The organism is Shewanella sp. Isolate7, assembly GCF_022398425.1.
Lineage (GTDB): Bacteria > Pseudomonadota > Gammaproteobacteria > Enterobacterales > Shewanellaceae > Shewanella.
Map to the genome: position 1 here is coordinate 47,743 of NZ_JAKEVJ010000001.1, position 16,736 is coordinate 64,478.

Genomic DNA, 16,736 nt, shown 5'->3' on the forward strand with positions numbered 1-16,736 from the left:
CTAGCCCTTCGCCAGCCTATTCCCTAAATAGGCTGGCATTTTTTTGCCTAGCATCAATTTAAAAGGCTGATATCAAAGACTCAGCAGCTGGGCCCCTACCTTCTCAACCCGCTTCTCGTTGCGGCTGATCACATAGCCCTGGTCGATATAGTCGTCGATACACTGTTGATACTTGCCGTCTGATAGGGTTTCACCGAAGCCAAACCCGGTCCAACTCACCTCACACTGCACCGTCTCCCCCTTGTCGTTGCTCAGGGTCGCCTTCTGATAGGTGGTCTCGAGCTTAGGAAGTATCACAACAACCCCTAAGATCAGTGCAAAGACAACAAAATACTTCATTTTCATGATTATCCTTTGTGAAAGATGACTACAGCTTACCTCACGCAGCCCTTTAAAAAGTCTCGTACTTTACGCAATTTATCTCGATTGATCACTAGCAAAGCAAAAATTATATTTACCTGCCACTGACAAGGCTGTGGCAGCCAACAAACTAGGTGACATCAAACGTCAGGGTGCTAAAATGTCGGCCTATTTCATAACACAACTGGATATTGGGAATGCGAGTTAGCAAGTACCTGCTTTCAACACAAAAAGAGACCCCAGCAAACGCTGAGGTGATCAGTCATCAATTAATGCTACGCGCCGGTATGATACGCCGTAACGCTTCTGGCCTATACAGCTGGTTGCCGACAGGCTTACGTGTGCTGCGCAAGGTCGAAGCGATCGTTCGCGAAGAGATGAATAATGCAGGTGCTGTTGAGATCTTAATGCCCATGGTCCAGCCGGCGGATCTTTGGGTTGAAACGGGCCGTTGGGAAAAATTTGGCCCCGAGCTGCTACGTTTCCAAGACAGACATAACCGCGACTTCGTTCTGGGCCCGACTCACGAAGAGGTGATCACCGACATCATTCGTAAAGAGGTTAACTCCTACAAGCAGTTGCCACTTAACCTGTATCAGATCCAGACGAAGTTCCGCGACGAAGTGCGTCCCCGTTTCGGCGTGATGCGCTCACGTGAGTTCCTGATGAAAGATGCCTACTCTTTCCATCTGGACCAGCAGACCATGGATGAAACCTATGAGGCCATGTATACCGCCTACAGCAACATTTTAGGCCGCATGGGTCTGGCTTTCCGTCCGGTACTGGCCGACACAGGTTCTATCGGTGGCAGCATGTCACACGAGTTCCATGTATTGGCGAACAGTGGTGAAGACTTAATCGCTTACTCAACCGAGAGCGATTACGCCGCCAACATCGAGAAGGCCGAAGCGCCCATTCCAAGCGAGCCACGCGGCGCCGCCACCATGGAAATGAGCGTTATCGACACACCAAACGCCAAGACCATCGAAGAGTTGGTTGAGCAGCACGGTATCGCCATCGAAAAAACCGTTAAAACGATTATCGTTAAGGGTGCCAGCGAAGACACACCACTGGTTGCTGTGATCGTTCGCGGCGACCATGAACTGAACGAAGTCAAAGTTGAAAAACTCGACGCGGTACTTTCACCGTTCGAGATGGCCGACGAAGCTGAAATCCGCGCCGCCTTAGGGGCAGGTCCCGGCTCACTTGGCCCAGTAGGCATGACCATCCCTGTGTATGTGGATCACAGCGTTAACGTGATGAGCGACTTTGCCGCCGGTGCCAACCAAGACGGTAAGCACTATGTGGGCATCAACTGGGAACGCGATGTGCCACAGGCTCAGGTTGCCGACCTGCGTAACGTACTCGAAGGTGAGCCTAGCCCATGTGGTAAAGGCACCATCGGCTTGCTACGCGGTATCGAGGTGGGTCATATCTTCCAGCTAGGCACCAACTACTCCGAAGCCATGGGCGCTAACGTACTGGATGAGAACGGTAAGGCACAGACCCTGCTGATGGGTTGTTACGGTGTCGGCGTAAGCCGTATCGTGGCCGCCGCCATTGAGCAAAACCACGATGATCGCGGCATCATCTGGCCAGACGCCATCGCACCTTTCAAGGTGGGTATCCTGCCGATGAACATGCACAAGTCGCATCGCGTTAAAGATATGGCCGAGCAGCTGTATCAAGATCTCAACGACGCAGGTATCGAAGTCCTATTCGACGACCGTAAAGAGCGTCCAGGCGTGATGTTTGCCGATATGGAGCTGATTGGCCTGCCACACGTTATCGTGATTGGCGATCGCAACATCGACAACGGCGTATTCGAGTACAAGAACCGTCGCACCGGTGAGAAGCAAGAGATCCCATTCGAGCAGATGGTCGACTTCATCAAGTCTGCTAACTAGGACGATAAAACTCGCTTAAACAAGAGTTCACTTACACAAACGCCCGGCATCTGCCGGGCGTTTGTGGTTTTCTAAAATTACTGTAATGCGGTTAAACAAACTATTTGAGTTCTACCACGCCTGGGTAATATGCGTCTACTGGTGAGGTAGTTGGCAGCGCCTTAGCGGTTACCGCACCTCCAGCCAAAGGTGCTGCAAACAATATATCCCCCGAACTCTGTCGCATTATGCCCAGAATGTCACCGTTGCTGTCTTCAGTGAGATAACCTACGACTTCCCCCTGTCCCAAGGTTGCAAACTGCTGCACCTGGTTGAGCAAGGGATCAAACTGCATCAGCAGACCATTCTTGGTTCCGTAGTAAAGCTTGCCGTCAGAAGCCGCCAACAAAGCGGTAGACGGAATATCCACAAGGCCTGTCACGGCATCACTTCTGATTGGTGCTGCGCAATCATCGGTGATTTGTTGAATCGTTCCCTCCCCACTGACACCACTTGCCGCCGTAGGTAAATACCAGTGGCTACTCGCAGAAGAATAGGTCATGGCTCTGACGGGGGCATGTGCCCCGTTGCTGACAAAGGAACCTGTATTGGCGCGCGCCTTTGTTTGCAAATCAAAGCAATAGAGATTGGCGTCTGAAATGACCCATGCCTGAGTGTCTTTTAGAGCCACTTCTGTGGTTGCCTCTGCCTGACCGGTACTGTCAAAACTGGCAATGGCAGAATAGGCCAGGGTGTCCGGATCTATGCTGTACAGCACCAGCCGGAACGCATCGTTAGTGTCGGTTCCAAGGCCAATGAGTTGCCCTTGCGAATCTTCTTTAAGCGCAATGCCTGGACGGACTGATTGGTTACCGCTTCCGTACTTGATCAGGGCATTAGTTGGATCGTAGCTGAACGTCGCCCCCCATCCTTCAAACCCTGGCGCAAACCAAACTCCGCTGAAAATATTACCGCTAGAATGCACTAACGGTTTGCCAATCGGATAGGCGCCCGCCGCATAACCCAGACTGGTTACAGTGACGCTATCATCCAAACGATCCTTAGTGACGATCGCACCGTTGCGGGTCGCTCCGCCGTCATAGCTTAAAACAGACACGTACCTGTCATTGATGTTGTCATTGGGGAAATCGGCGACACCAGGATCCCCCATGAAGAGATAACCTCGGTCTGCGCCAGCCACAATAAATGCGCTATCTGTAAAGTTAAGACCACCGACACTGCGAACCTGCGAAGGTTTTACCGTGTAGCCGCCAATCACATTCGAACCACTACTGCGCACCAAATCAGCAAAAACGGTTGCCGCATTATCTCCATTAGCAATATACAGCGCTCCTCCTGTGGTGGATGGTGCAATTCCCGTTGCGATTGCTCCTCCCCAATTGGAAAAGCGTCTGACATCGCTTGAACTACCATTCACTGTGTTTACTTCTGTCAGCAAAGGGGCCTGTGAACCGATTCCTTTGCAAACAGAGTAGCGGTTATTTCCAATCCAACTGAATACCCCCATGCTGTTTCTGCAGTCAGAATTGACGGTACCAAGGCCTGCACCTTCGCGGTCGCTGACATCAAAAATGGTTTTATCCTCAAAGCTATTTGCACTGAGAAAGGCGTCTCCATAGGTACTGATGTAATTGCCACTGTAGGTGTAGATAAATTCACTAATAAAACGTGAGTTGAGGTAGGAAGTGGGAACCCAAGGCTGACTTAAATCCGCTGAATTGGAAGGCATGAGTTCAAACACATTGGTCTTGGTCGCATTCACTCTACTGTAGTTGGCAATAAAGATGCGGTTTTCACCATTCCATTGCATATGGGCCAGTGGCGAGCGACCAAAAGTATCTCCCTTAGCATCGGGGGCACCAAGGTCTGCGACCCAGGCAAATTTAAGATAATCCGCACTGGCAGGATCTATGTTCAGGTAAAACACCCTCCCCGCATCCAACACACTGCCAAACTTGGCCAAACCAAACAGCGCGTTTCCGGATGGGTGTATCAACAAGCGGCTAGCAAACCCATAAACTCGATAACCGTTGACGACTTCATACTCAATATGGCGTAACACCTCCACCGCTTTGGTTACCGGATCGAAGCTCATCACGGTCGCGCCGCCGTACAAGCCCTCATTTGGCAGCATAAAGAAGAACTTGCCCCGCTCTGGGCTGAACACCAAGCCCAAATAGTCAGTTGTCTGTACCCCAGGTTTGCCCTTCAGACTCATCAGCGAGTGTATTTCATTGAGGTTCTTCTCGCTGATGGAATAGAGGCCACCAACCTGATCCTCACCGCCTAAGGAACTGCTTAAAATCAGCGTATGACCACTGGGAACTGGGTTAGTAGCTATGCCCGTACTTGGCTTATTGCTAATGGACACAGTTACCGGGCTACTGTCGAGCTTGCCATCATTAACAATAAGCTGAGCAACATAGTTGCCTGCAACATCCAGCGTAAACTGGCTACTAGCCTGACTGGTACTGCTCAGCGAGGCCGCACTGGCGGCAGGCTTACTGAGCAATGCCCAGCGGTAACTCAAGGTATCACCATTGGCATCAAAGGATGCCTGGCCACTAAGAGTCACCTGGCTACCTAGATCAACTTGTCTATCGCTGCCTGCATCGGCAACAGGGGCAACGTTTTTGGCTATGTCATGAATAAGTACGGTATCAGGCAGACTGTTGCCCTTACCGTCACTTACCACCAACTGCACGACATAGTCACCCACGAGATCGGTTTTAAGCATCGGATTGGCACTAACGGCATCAGTCAATTGAGCCGCGCTGCCACTTGGTCGGGTCAGCAGCGCCCACTGATAGCTCAGGCTATCGCCGTCGGCATCGTAGGAGGCGCTGCCATCGAGCAATATGCTCTGACCTGCTTCAGCTGCCAAGTCTAAGCCGGCAGAGGCCACGGGTAAGGTGTTTTTATCAAAATCACGCACTATGACGGTCGCGGGCGTGCTGTCGAGCTCACCATCATTGACCACCAGCTGGACGATGTAATCGCCACTGACATCGGCCACAAAGTCAGTCGTTATGGTGTCGGTAGCACTCAGCACGGCGGCACTGCCTGCTGGCTGGCTCAATAATTTCCAGCGATAGCTGAGTGTTTGGCCCTCAGGATCTGTGGAGCGACTACCACTTAAGTTCACCCTACTGCCTTTGCTGGCCTTTTGGTCACTACCAGCATCGGCAACTGGGGCGAGATTCACATCGGTTATCACCACAGTGTCCGGGGAACTATCAGCGTAACCATCGTTCACAATAAGCTGCACCACGTAATGGCCCTGTATATCTAGGGTGAGTTCAGGCTGGGCAGCACTTGTATCGGTAAGCACAGCCTGACTCCCCCGAGGCTGACTCACCAGACTCCAACGATAACTGAGCGGATCACCATTTCCATCGGTGGAGGCACTGCCATCGAGCAGCACAGTTTGCCCCGGGGTGCCTTTGATATCGCTGCCCGCATGCGCCACCGGTGGCAAATTAGTGTCAGTCAGCAGCACAGTCACTGGCAAACTGTCTCGGGCACCATCGTTGACGATTAGCTGCGCCACATAGCTACCGGGAACATCGGGGGTAAAGAAAGGATGGACACTGAATGGCTCACTGAGGGTTGTCAAACTGGCAGCGGGTTTATGCACCAGTGACCAGCGGTAGGTTAAAGTATCACCGTCCGGGTCGTGGGAGGCGCTGCCATCCAGATGCACTTCCTGCGAAGTAGCTATCTGTCTGTCCTGCCCGGTTACCGCTATGGGCATCCGGTTTACAGCAGAAGCGGCGTGAATGGTCACTGTGGCCGTTTGGCTGGTCGTGCTGGCATCTTTCACCACCAAGGCCACTATGTAGTCGCCTGCCACATCTGGGGTCAAACTGGTTTCGGCAATGCTAGTATCCAAGAGATTAGCCTGACTGCCCGTTGGTCTGGCCACTAAATGCCACTCATAAATTAAACTGTCGCCATCTGCATCATATGATCCTGAACCGCTTAGGCGAACAGCTGAGCCCAGAGCCGTAAAAGCGCCTGCCACAGGTTTGGCAACCGGCGCCGTATTGGTATCCGAGATAATGACTCTGTCCGGCGCGCTCGTTAGCGTGCCATCACTCACCACCAGCTCAGCAATATACTGACCGGCAACATCATGCTGCAACAGAGGAAAGGCCGTCATGTCGCGATAGAGAGTTGCCTCGCTTCCCGAAGGACGCTCAACCAGTGTCCACGAATAACTCAGGCTATCGCCATCCACATCAAAGCTTTGACTGCCATCGAGCACCACAGCGGCAGAGCCGGACAGCTTAATATCTGCCCCGGCATTCGCGACAGGAGGCGTATCTGTATCGGTTATCACCACCACGGCCGGCTTACTGCTTTGGCTGCCATTATTAACCACCAGCTGTACACGGTATTCACCGGGGCGGTCGAGTGTCAGTCCCGGGTAAGGGCTTGAAGAGTCTGTCAGCTGGGCTGCACTTCCAACTGGCCTGTCAAGCAGTTGCCACTGGAATGTGAGCGGTTTGCCATCTGGGTCATGGGAGCCACTGCCATTAAGAACCACACTGGCACCGGACATGGCACGAATAGGGTGCCCGGCATCGGCTATTGGCAATACCACTTCAACGGGTGGCTTAACAGGAGGAAGCTCTTCTGAAGTTTGATTGTCTCCACTACATCCATGTAGCAATGTTAATCCCAATACCACACAACAAAACCTAATCTTATCCATAACGCACCCTCACACAATATTTTTACTAACTATGTTCAATAATTACAAATTAGGCAACAAAATAGCTAAAACAACGCCTTACATCATACAAACGAAGTAGGTCAAGGAAACAAAAATGCCCAACCTATTCCAAGGCCGGGCATTATCCTCAAAGTCAGGCTAGACGAAGCCTAGACCATTACCTCTGATCCTCAATCACTAGCCCATCATCGGCCAAGGCCCCGGGTGCCACCAAGGCCACCTCGCCTGATAGTTGGGTCTCGGCGCGGATCGACGCCTGCACGGCGGCGACATCCAGCTGTGGCCGCGTCGTCTCATCCACCTCGCACAACAGGCGCATCACATCATTCTCCTGCTGACGGGTGACAACCAGTCGCACCTTAACAATGCCGGGATGACGAGCGCGTACCCGCTCCACCTGCTCAGGATGTACAAATAGCCCCTTCACCTTAGTGGTCTGATCGGCGCGTCCCAGCCAGCCCTTGATGCGCATGTTGGTGCGCCCACAGGGGCTAGCGCCCGGCATAATGGCCGACAGATCGCCGGTGGCAAAGCGCACCAGGGGATAATCGCGGTTAAAGCTGGTCACCACAACCTCACCCACTTCGCCCTCGGGCACAGGTGTCAGGGTACCGGGACGCACGATTTCGACGATAATCTCTTCGGCCACCACAAGCCCTTCACCCGAGACGCTCTCGAAGGCGATAAGCCCCAGATCTGCGGTGACGTAGGCCTGCTTGACGTCGATATCCGCCGCCTCGAAGCTGGCCTTGAGGGATGGGGTTAACGCCTCGCCGGACACCAGCGCCTTAGTGATCGAGCTGGTGTCCATCCCCTGCTCCCTGCCTTTCTCCAGCAGTATGTTGAGAAACGAGGGGGTGCCGCAGTAGCCATTGGGTTTGATTGAGCCTATCAGCGCCAGCTGCATCTCGGTCTGTCCAGGACCCGCGGGGATCACTTTGCAGCCACAGGCCTGGGCGCCCGAGTCCATGATGAAGCCGCCGGGCGTCAGGTGGTAGGCTAGGCAGTTCTGCACAATATCGCCGGGGCGGAAGCCGGCGGCGAAGAAGGCCTGGCCCATGCGCCACCAGTCATGGCCGTCACATTCGGGGTCTAGGATAGGCCCTGGCGACTGGAAGATGCGGCCACTTGGCCTGTCTGGCGTCATGCCGGCAAAGGGTGGCTGCTCTGCCTGCAGGCGGATCAGGTCGGCCTTACGGGTAATGGGTAGGGTTGCCAGCGCCTCACGGCTATTAATCTGAGTGAGGCAGACCCCCTCAAACAAGCGGGCAAAGTAGTCGCAATGACGGCTGGCATAGTCTAGCTGCTTGGGCAGCGCCGCCATCAGTTGCTGTTCGCGCTCGGCAGGGGCGATAGCCTCTTGGGGTTTGAAATACTCGGCCATATTGCCTCCTACAGCCAACGCTTACGGCGTTTATAGGACTTTAAGTTCTTGAAGCTCTTGCGGGTCTCGTTGCCGCCCCCCAGATAGAACTCCTTCACATCTTCGTTGTTGAGCAGTTGGGCCTTGGTGCCGTCGAGCACTATCTTGCCCGACTCCATGATGTAGCCATAGTTAGCGGCCTTGAGGGCATAGTTGGCGTTTTGCTCCACCAGCAACATGGTAATTCCCTGCTCGCGGTTGATCTTCTCTATGATGCCAAATACCTCTTTGACCAACAGGGGCGAGAGGCCCATAGAGGGTTCGTCCAAGCAGATCATCTTAGGCCTGGCCATGAGGGCGCGGCCGATGGCCAGCATCTGCTGCTCACCGCCCGACAAGTAACCCGCCAGCCCGGTGCGCTCCTTGAGGCGCGGGAAGTAGTTGAACACCATCTCGATATCCTGGTTCACCTGACCATCACGGCGGGTATAGGCGCCCAGTTTCAGGTTTTCGATCACCGTCATATCCTCAACGATACGGCGCCCCTCCATCACCTGAAACAGGCCAGAGCGCACCACCTCATCGGCGTTTTTCACGTCGATACGCTCGCCCATGAAATGAATATCCCCGCGGGATACTTCGCCATTTTCCGTCTTAAGCAAGCCTGAGATCGCCTTAAGGGTGGTGGACTTACCTGCGCCGTTTGGCCCGAGCAGGGTAACTATCTCCCCCTGGGGCACCTCTATGCTCACGCCGCGTAGCACCTGGATCACATCGTCATAGACCACTTCAATATTGTTGATCGAGAGAAGTGGTGTCTCGGGCTTTAACTGCACTGCTTGTGTCATAACAACTCCAAGGTCAAGAAGCGGGCCGAGCAAGACTCCCTTACCCGGCAGATGGAAAAGAGATTAATAGCCTAACCAGTCGACGCGACGCTCAAGGGTCACCTGATTAACCTTTTCGACCTTGATGTCGCCATGGTTAAAGTTACCCTTGTAGATGTTGACCTGGTTGATGCCGCGGTGATCCTCTGGGGTCCAGGTGGCTGCCAGGCAGACGCCCTCTAGTCCCTTAGGCACCCAGTTTTTGTGTGCGTACATGCCCTTCTTCACATTCTCACCCGTAATACCGCCGTTGGCCTTGGCCCACTCCATCGACTCCTTCATGAAGTAGGTCGAACAGACGCCGCGGATATAGTGATGCAGGCGCTCCTCTGTGCCCGTGCTGTCAGACATTTTCGAGATCTCACGTACTAGCTTCATGCCGGGTACATCATCGGTCCAGAACGGCGTCATGGTTGGGAAAATATAGTTTCTTACCCCCTCACCGGCCGCCTTAAACACCAGCTTGTCGCCGCCCCAGATGTTAGACATAAACTGGATATCGGTACCCACAGTGTCACAAGACTTGATCAGCGACTGCACCGAGCCCCCCAAGTTACCGATATAGCCGTAGTTGGTGCCCGAACTCTTGAGGCTCAGACACTGGGCCTTGAAATCGCCCGGCTTCATGGAGATCACCACAGAGGGCTGCACGTCAAAGCCCAGCTCGGTGGCGTATTCGGCGCAGGCCTCTTTAGGCGCGTTAGGGAAAGGATGGTTGGCGCCAATATGGGTAAACTTAGGCTTGCCCTTACCGCCCTTGGCCTTCCAGTCATCGGCCGCCCACTGCACCAGGCCACGACAGGCATCTGAATAGGATGCGCCATAGAAGAAGTTATAAGGCGCCGGCTTAGTGGTCTTAGGGTTCTTACCCTGAGGGTCTGTCAGGTGGCCCGAATAGGAGGCAGAGAAGATAGGCGTCTTATCCTTGGCGGCAAAGGAGATCAGCGCCTCGGTGTCGGCCGTGCCCCAGCCCTGCATGGCCACCATGTTCTTGCGCGATAGCCACTTCTTATAGGAAGCAATCGCCTGGGGCACCTTGTAGGCGTAATCTATGGTCTCATACTCCAGCTGAGTGCCGTCGATACCGCCGTGGGCATTGATATAGGCCAGGGCGTCACGCACGCCGTCGGCGTAGGGCTTACCCACGAAGGCAGTAGGCCCCGACATGTCAGCAAGGTGGCCAACAAAGACACTGTCTTCGGCCTGGGCGGCGCCAGCGGCAAAGGTTAAACAAGCAAGCGTGGTGCTAAGCAGTATTTTTTTAGTCATCATTTTCTTCCTTCAACATGATCCATAAAGATTGAATGCGGTTAAGGCAGCGCTACAGCCAGGTTTAACGCTCATTGCGATTCAAACTGTGTCGGTTTTACAGCAAATTGATTTGTTCTCGCCCTTATCTGTCTTCGATTTAGTAGGCGAAGGGGTAGCACTTCCAGTAGTTCTTGATCTGTCCCCAGCGATGGGCCAGTCCCTCGGGCTCGAAGATGAGGAACAGGATGATCACCAGGCCGATAGCCATCTCCTTGATATAGGCCAGGCCGTCGGTGACCATGGGCAGGTTGCCAAAGTCAGTGTATTTCATCAGGCCGACTATCCCCTCTAACACCTCGGGCAGTAGCACCATGAACACCACGCCCATCAGAGTGCCCTTGATTGAGCCCAGGCCACCGATGATCACCATGGCCAGGAACTGAATCGACATTAAGATGGTGAAGCCCTCGGACGAGACATAGCCCAGGTAGTGGCCATAGAGGGCGCCACCTATCCCGGCGTAGAAGGAGGAGATACCGAAGGACAGCAGACGGTACTTGTTGAGCTTGACCCCCATGATCTCCGCCGACAGATAGTGGTCGCGCACCGCCACGAAGGCGCGGCCGTCACGGCTACGCATCAGGTTACAGCCCCAGATGTACATGAACACCAAGGCAAACAGGGCGATGAAGTAGAAGCTCATATCGGTATCGAAGTCGAAACCGAACAGGCTGACGGGCGCCGCCATGGCCCCGGACGCACCGCCGGTAAACCACTCGGCGCGGCCGAAGAAGTCCTGAATGATGAACTGCGCCGCCAGGGTGGCGATGGCCAGATAGAGCCCCTTGATTCGCGCCGCCGGCATACCGAACATCATGCCGACGCCCATGGTGAGAAAGCCCGCCAGCGGAATACAAAACACCACAGGGATGTTAAAACTGGTGTTGAGCCAGGCCGAGGCGAAGGCGCCGAAGCCGAAGAAGGCGCCGTGCCCCAGGGAGATCTGCCCAGTGAAGCCCACCAGGATATTGAGCCCCAGCGCGGCAATGCCTAAGTAAGAGATCTGAATAAACAGGGTCAGAAAGTAACCATCGAGTACCAGGGGCGCGGCGCAGGCCAGCGCGATCACCAGGCAGGTCACCAGGCGTATGGTCTTGGTCTCAAAAATCGTGTTGTCAGCCTTATAGCTGGTGCGAAAATCCCCGCACGGGCGCATCGCTAAACTAGACATAGAAAACTCCTTGAACTGCAATAGGGTCGAACGTAATTAGGTGTGTCATGGCTATGCTCCTTAGATGCGCTCGATGTCGCGGGTGCCGAACAGGCCATAGGGCTTGAACCAGAGAATCACCAACAGCACATAGAAGGGGGCGATGTTGTACAGGTTGCCCACATGCAGCCATTGGCTGTCGAAGAACTCGGCAACGTTTTCCAGTACGCCTATCACCACGCCACCGACGATGGCGCCGACGATTGAGTCCAGTCCGCCCAAGATCACCGCAGGGAACACCTTGATGCCTATAGTCGAGAGCGAGTCTGATACGCCGTTCACCATGCCTATCACCACACCGGCCGTGGCCGAGACGGTCGCGGCAATGCCCCAGCTCATGGCAAACACCTGCTTGACCGAGATCCCCAGGCTCTGGGCCACCTGCTGGTCAAACGCCGTGGCACGCATTGCCAGGCCATGCTTGGAGTATTTAAAGAAGAGGAAGAAGGCGGCCATGATCAAGATGGCGATGATGGTACTCATCAGGTACGCCAGCTCGATGTTGAGGCCGAAGATGGCGATAGACTGGGTATCGAACACCTTAGGGTAGCTCTGTGGCGAGACGCCGAATATCCACTTGGTCAGCGACTGGAAGAAGATAGACAGGCCGATAGTCACCATGATCACCGAGATGATGGGCTCACCGATCATGGGGCGCAGCACTATCATCTGCAGCAGCACGCCGAACACCGCCATGAAACAGAGGGTGAACAGGAAGCCGACAAAAAACGGCAGCTGGAAATAGGTGAGAAATGCCCAGCAGACCCAGGCCCCCACCAGCAGAAACTCGCCCTGGGCAAAGTTAACGATCTGGGTCGACTTGTACACCAACACGAAACACATACCCACCACGCCATACAGCAGGCCGACGATCAGGCCGTTGACGATGAGTTGCAATAAGAGTTCAAAGTTCATGATGCTCTCCTTTGAGTGGCGTCGCCCTCGAGACGATGCTGTGGCGCGATCACTGTCGCCACCTTGACTTGGGTTTGAATGCGCGACTTGGTACCGTCCTGGAAGGTGATCACGGTATCGATATCCACATGGGGCTGGTCGCCATAAATGGCCTCGATGATCTCGCCATACTTGTCGGCGATGACGCCACGTCTCACCTTACGGGTACGGGTCAGCTCGCCGTCATCGGCGTCCAGCTCCTTGTAGAGCAGCACAAACTTGTTGATCTTCTGCGCCTCGGGCAGAGTCTGGTTCACCTGCTCCACCTCCGCCTGCAGCTGCTCATAGACCTCGGGCAGACTCGACAGGTTGGTGTAGTTGGTAAAGGCCAGCCCCTGCTGCTCGGCCCACTTGGAGACGATGCTGAAGCGGATACACAAGATGGCGGACAGATAAGGCTTGTCCTTGCCCAGAATCACCGCCTCACCGATGAAGGAGGAGAACTTGAGCTTATTCTCAATATATTGCGGCGAGTACTGAATGCCCTGGCTGGTCTTGGCCAAGTCTTTGATGCGGTCGATCACCACCAGATGGCCCGACGGCTTGAAGTAACCTGCGTCCCCTGTGTGCATCCAGCCATCTTTGACATCTTCCTCATAGGCGGCCTGATCGCCCAGGTAGCCGTTGAACATGCCCACCGTCTTGGCAATCACCTCACCCACCCCTTCGCTGTCGGTGTTGATCACCTTAAGCTCGGCGGTATCGAAGGCCACGCCTACCGTGTCGTAATCCACGTCATCTTCTTGGTGTATGGTGTAGGCGCCGCACATCTCTGTCTGACCATAGAGCTGACGCAGCGGCACGCCTATCGCCTGGAAGAACTTGAAGGTATCTGGCCCCATGGCCGCGCCGCCTGTGGCCGCCGACTTGAGGAAAGAGAAGCCCAAGCGGTCACGCAGCGCCTTCATCAGCACGATATCGGCCAGCTTAGAGCGTCGGCCCTCGGCCAGACGCTGCTCGGCGCGCTTCATGGCAAAGTCGAACAGCTTCTGCTTGAAAGGTGTCGAGTCCATCATGCGCGCCTTGACGTCGGCGAGGATCCCTTCCCACACCCGAGGTGCCAGCAGCACGAAGCTTGGACCTATCTCGCGCAGATCCGCCATCATGGTTTCCTGCTCTTCGACGAAGTTAACGATCTGACGGGCGATAAGCGCCTGGCCCACAGCATAAACCTGCTCCATGATCCAGGGCAGCGGCAGCACGGAAACATAGTTGTCGCCCGGCGCGCGGGGATCGGCCCGCAGGTAGGAACAGCAATGGTCGATAAACTTGCTGCCCTGTAGCAATACGATTTTGGGCTTAGAGGTAGTGCCCGAGGTGGTGCAGTAGATGGCGATGTTCTCCGCCTTGCCCGCATCCACCAGGTTGTCGTAACGGCGCGGATCTGTGTTGTCCACCTCCTGGCCGATTCGATAGATCTCCTCGACGCTGATAAGGCGTGGGTCGTCATATTTACGCATGCCGCGCGGGTCACAGTAGACGATATATTTCACCGAAGGGATGCTGTCGCCCAGCTCCAGCAGCTTGTCACACTGCTCCTCATCTTCGGCGACGATCACCTTGGCCTCGCTGCGATTGAGCAGATAGGCCACCTCTTCGTGCAGCGAGTCTTGATAGACACCCAGAGAGAAACAGGCCAGCGCATGGGCGGCGACTTCGCCCCAGACCCACTCGGGACGATTCTCCCCCAGCAGGGCGATGGTGCTGTGGGACTCGATACCCAGGTGGTCAAAGGCCAGCGCCATCCACTTCACCCGGTTGTGATAATCTTGCCAGCTGAATTCGGTCCAGATGCCGAACTCCTTCTCGCGCATGGCGACCTCGCTACCCCAGTTGGCCGCATTATGGCGCAGGATCTTGGGAAAGGTGTCGAGAGAGCCCATGTCGAAGGCCCGCGCCGTCGACGCATTATTTACCTGAGTCATTAGCCAACCTCTTGTAATTGCTCGTCATCTTCAAGGCCTAAATAGGCCTGTCTCACGTGCTCGTCGGCCATCACCGCCTCGGGCAGGCCACAGATCAGTTTCTTACCGAAATCGAGCACCATCACCTCATGGGAGATATCCATCACCACCCCCATGTCGTGTTCAATCATCACCACGGTAATGCCAAATTCTTCGTTGAGATCCAGGATATAGCGGGCCATATCCTCCTTCTCCTCCAGGTTCATCCCCGCCATCGGCTCGTCGAGCAAAATCAGCTTAGGATTGAGGGCCATGGCACGTGCCAGCTCAACTCGCTTGCGCAGGCCGTAAGAGAGGGTGCCGGCGATAGATTTGCGCACATGGGAGATGTCGAGAAAGTCGATGATCTCCTCCACCTGACGGCGATGGGTCAGCTCCTCTTTCTGCGCCGGAGACGCCCAGTAGAGCGGGCCGGTGAGCCAGTTGTTCTTCATCAGGTGGTGACGGCCCACCATGATGTTGTCCAGCACCGACATGTGACCAAACAGCGCCAGGTTTTGAAAGGTACGGCCTATGCCGAGATCGGCACGGGCATTGGGTCTGAGATGGGTGACATCCTGATTATCGAAATGAATCGTCCCCTTCTGTGGACGGTAGCGACCCGAGATGCTGTTGAGCATCGAGGTCTTACCCGCCCCGTTGGGACCGATAATCGAAAACACGGCGCCGCGCTCGACCTCGAAGCTCACATCGGTCAGGGCCTTTACCCCACCAAATGCGAGCGAGATCTGATCGACAGTTAAAATGGTATCTTTCACAACCCTACTCCTTTAAACGGCTCTGCCTGGGTGTTTCGGCGATGAGTCGCCCCGGCACATGCCAGGACGAGGGTTAAACGGGTAAAAAAAGCGGGGAGGAAACCCTCCCCCAAGAGCACTTACAAGGCGTAACGCATTGAGAACTGTGCGTAGTTAGAATCGACGTTCTGGTCGTCCAGGGCGAAGTTACCCACTTCGATGCCCACGGCCAGTGCCGGTGTCAGGTTTTGGAACAGGTTGACGCTCCACTGGCTGCGATCCGCATCCGACTCGTCGGTCTCGATACGGCCATACAGGAAGGTGCTGCGCAGGGTGTCTGTCCAGTAGTGACGGTAGGCCGCCAGATATGAGGTGGTAGTTTCCACCTCTTCACCGATAAGATCTGGCGTCACCCCAAGGCCCACATAGCGGCCCACTTCCCCCTGGTGGAACTGGAAACGCAGGTCGTCTTTACCGAAGGTGTTGATGCGACCGGCGATAGAGCCACCGAAGGCGGTTTCGCTGTTGCCGCCCAGGGTGTTGAGCTGACGGCCCAGGGCCGAGATGGAGACGTTACCCCAGTCGCCCTTGAAGTTATAACGAGCCACTACGTCCGGCAGATCGTCGTTAGCGGTATCACCGCCGTGACTCTCTGGGTTCTCGATAGAGACCTGGAAGCCACCTATGTCATAGCGGATCTGCCCCTGACGCACGAAGGCCAAACCGACTGTGGCACTGGCAAAGTCGGCGGTTTCCGGGATGGCGCTGGTGTTCATGAAGGTGGTCCAGGTCTGACCCACGGTTAAGTCTTTGTACTTGATGAAGGCATGACGCAGACGCGGATGGGCCGAGTTAGACACCACCTGGTTACCGCCACCGCCGAGGAAATCCATCTCGATGAAACCCATCACGTCGCCGTGAACATACTTGGTATTGAAACGAGACTCGTTGGCGAAGATACGGAACTGTGACGCGCTCTCTTCGAGCGGCGTGCCTGTGCCAATCCAGAAGTCGCGATAGCCGACGTCGCCGTTAACATAACGGGCATCGACCTTGAGGTAGCCGCCGAACGACAGCTTGCCGTCGTCGCCGACATTAAAGTCATAGCCAGCCATGGCCGAACTGGCCATAAGGCCAAGTGAAGTTGCGAGCGAGAGTTTTTTTATTGTTGATATCATCTTGATTATCCCCTTTTGTGGTTGCATTCAAGATGGAGAAATGCCTCCTTTGCCTCAATTGGGAATAGGTAGTAATGCAGCGGTAGTAGGCCAAAGGGCGCAATACGTGAGACTTAGACAGTAAGCA

At 54.9% G+C, this 16,736-nt stretch carries 11 protein-coding genes; 1 reads left to right on the top strand and 10 read right to left on the bottom strand.

Features of this window, described 5'->3' with window-relative positions; all coding sequences use genetic code 11:
* Window positions 1-72: 72 nt before the first annotated feature.
* On the bottom strand, window positions 73-345 hold the full coding sequence (locus L1D47_RS00190; RefSeq protein WP_239882092.1) for a hypothetical protein: 273 nt from the start codon (window positions 343-345) through the stop codon (window positions 73-75).
* A gap of 212 nt (window positions 346-557) precedes the next feature.
* Between L1D47_RS00190 and L1D47_RS00195 the strand changes: the two genes are divergently transcribed.
* Window positions 558-2,267, top strand: a complete 1,710-nt coding sequence (locus L1D47_RS00195; RefSeq protein WP_239882093.1) for a proline--tRNA ligase — start codon at window positions 558-560, stop codon at window positions 2,265-2,267.
* Window positions 2,268-2,367: 100 nt separating this feature from the next.
* Here the strand turns inward: L1D47_RS00195 and L1D47_RS00200 are convergent, their stop codons facing one another.
* The 9 genes from L1D47_RS00200 to L1D47_RS00240 form a co-directional block, all read right to left on the bottom strand.
* Window positions 2,368-6,984 carry a PKD domain-containing protein gene (locus tag L1D47_RS00200; protein WP_239882094.1) on the bottom strand — a complete coding sequence of 1,539 codons (4,617 nt, stop codon included), beginning with the start codon at window positions 6,982-6,984 and terminating at the stop codon, window positions 2,368-2,370.
* Between the two features lie 178 nt (window positions 6,985-7,162).
* Window positions 7,163-8,389 carry an AMP-binding protein gene (locus L1D47_RS00205; protein ID WP_239882095.1) on the bottom strand — a complete coding sequence of 409 codons (1,227 nt, stop codon included), beginning with the start codon at window positions 8,387-8,389 and terminating at the stop codon, window positions 7,163-7,165.
* Between the two features lie 8 nt (window positions 8,390-8,397).
* Window positions 8,398-9,216 (bottom strand): ABC transporter ATP-binding protein, encoded by an 819-nt coding sequence (locus tag L1D47_RS00210; protein ID WP_239882096.1) that lies wholly within the window; start codon window positions 9,214-9,216, stop codon window positions 8,398-8,400.
* 63 nt (window positions 9,217-9,279) lie between these two features.
* Entirely contained in the window at window positions 9,280-10,524 is a 1,245-nt protein-coding gene (locus tag L1D47_RS00215) for an ABC transporter substrate-binding protein (RefSeq protein ID WP_239882158.1), read from the bottom strand.
* A 139-nt stretch (window positions 10,525-10,663) separates the two neighbouring features.
* Window positions 10,664-11,737 carry a branched-chain amino acid ABC transporter permease gene (locus tag L1D47_RS00220; protein ID WP_239882097.1) on the bottom strand — a complete coding sequence of 358 codons (1,074 nt, stop codon included), beginning with the start codon at window positions 11,735-11,737 and terminating at the stop codon, window positions 10,664-10,666.
* Between the two features lie 60 nt (window positions 11,738-11,797).
* Window positions 11,798-12,691 carry a branched-chain amino acid ABC transporter permease gene (locus L1D47_RS00225; RefSeq protein WP_041509297.1) on the bottom strand — a complete coding sequence of 298 codons (894 nt, stop codon included), beginning with the start codon at window positions 12,689-12,691 and terminating at the stop codon, window positions 11,798-11,800.
* The gene (locus L1D47_RS00230) at window positions 12,688-14,655 is read right to left on the bottom strand and encodes a long-chain fatty acid--CoA ligase (protein ID WP_239882098.1); all 1,968 of its coding nucleotides are present in this window, start codon (window positions 14,653-14,655) and stop codon (window positions 12,688-12,690) included. The genes L1D47_RS00225 and L1D47_RS00230 overlap by 4 nt, the downstream gene beginning before the upstream one ends.
* Complete coding sequence (locus L1D47_RS00235) at window positions 14,655-15,452, bottom strand: ABC transporter ATP-binding protein (RefSeq protein WP_239851525.1); 798 nt, start codon at window positions 15,450-15,452, stop codon at window positions 14,655-14,657. The genes L1D47_RS00230 and L1D47_RS00235 overlap by 1 nt, the downstream gene beginning before the upstream one ends.
* A 119-nt stretch (window positions 15,453-15,571) precedes the next feature.
* Window positions 15,572-16,609 (bottom strand): DcaP family trimeric outer membrane transporter, encoded by a 1,038-nt coding sequence (locus L1D47_RS00240; protein WP_239882099.1) that lies wholly within the window; start codon window positions 16,607-16,609, stop codon window positions 15,572-15,574.
* Window positions 16,610-16,736 lie beyond the last annotated feature (127 nt).

Excerpts from the sequence above, each read along its gene's own strand:
- L1D47_RS00190 (WP_239882092.1), bottom strand. The coding sequence starts at position 345 with ATGAAAATGAAGTATTTTGTTGTCTTTGCACTGATCTTAGGGGTTGTT.
- L1D47_RS00195 (WP_239882093.1), top strand. The coding sequence starts at position 558 with ATGCGAGTTAGCAAGTACCTGCTTTCAACACAAAAAGAGACCCCAGCA.
- L1D47_RS00200 (WP_239882094.1), bottom strand. The coding sequence starts at position 6,984 with ATGGATAAGATTAGGTTTTGTTGTGTGGTATTGGGATTAACATTGCTA.
- L1D47_RS00205 (WP_239882095.1), bottom strand. The coding sequence starts at position 8,389 with ATGGCCGAGTATTTCAAACCCCAAGAGGCTATCGCCCCTGCCGAGCGC.
- L1D47_RS00210 (WP_239882096.1), bottom strand. The coding sequence starts at position 9,216 with ATGACACAAGCAGTGCAGTTAAAGCCCGAGACACCACTTCTCTCGATC.
- L1D47_RS00215 (WP_239882158.1), bottom strand. The coding sequence starts at position 10,524 with ATGACTAAAAAAATACTGCTTAGCACCACGCTTGCTTGTTTAACCTTT.
- L1D47_RS00220 (WP_239882097.1), bottom strand. The coding sequence starts at position 11,737 with ATGTCTAGTTTAGCGATGCGCCCGTGCGGGGATTTTCGCACCAGCTAT.
- L1D47_RS00225 (WP_041509297.1), bottom strand. The coding sequence starts at position 12,691 with ATGAACTTTGAACTCTTATTGCAACTCATCGTCAACGGCCTGATCGTC.
- L1D47_RS00230 (WP_239882098.1), bottom strand. The coding sequence starts at position 14,655 with ATGACTCAGGTAAATAATGCGTCGACGGCGCGGGCCTTCGACATGGGC.
- L1D47_RS00240 (WP_239882099.1), bottom strand. The coding sequence starts at position 16,609 with ATGATATCAACAATAAAAAAACTCTCGCTCGCAACTTCACTTGGCCTT.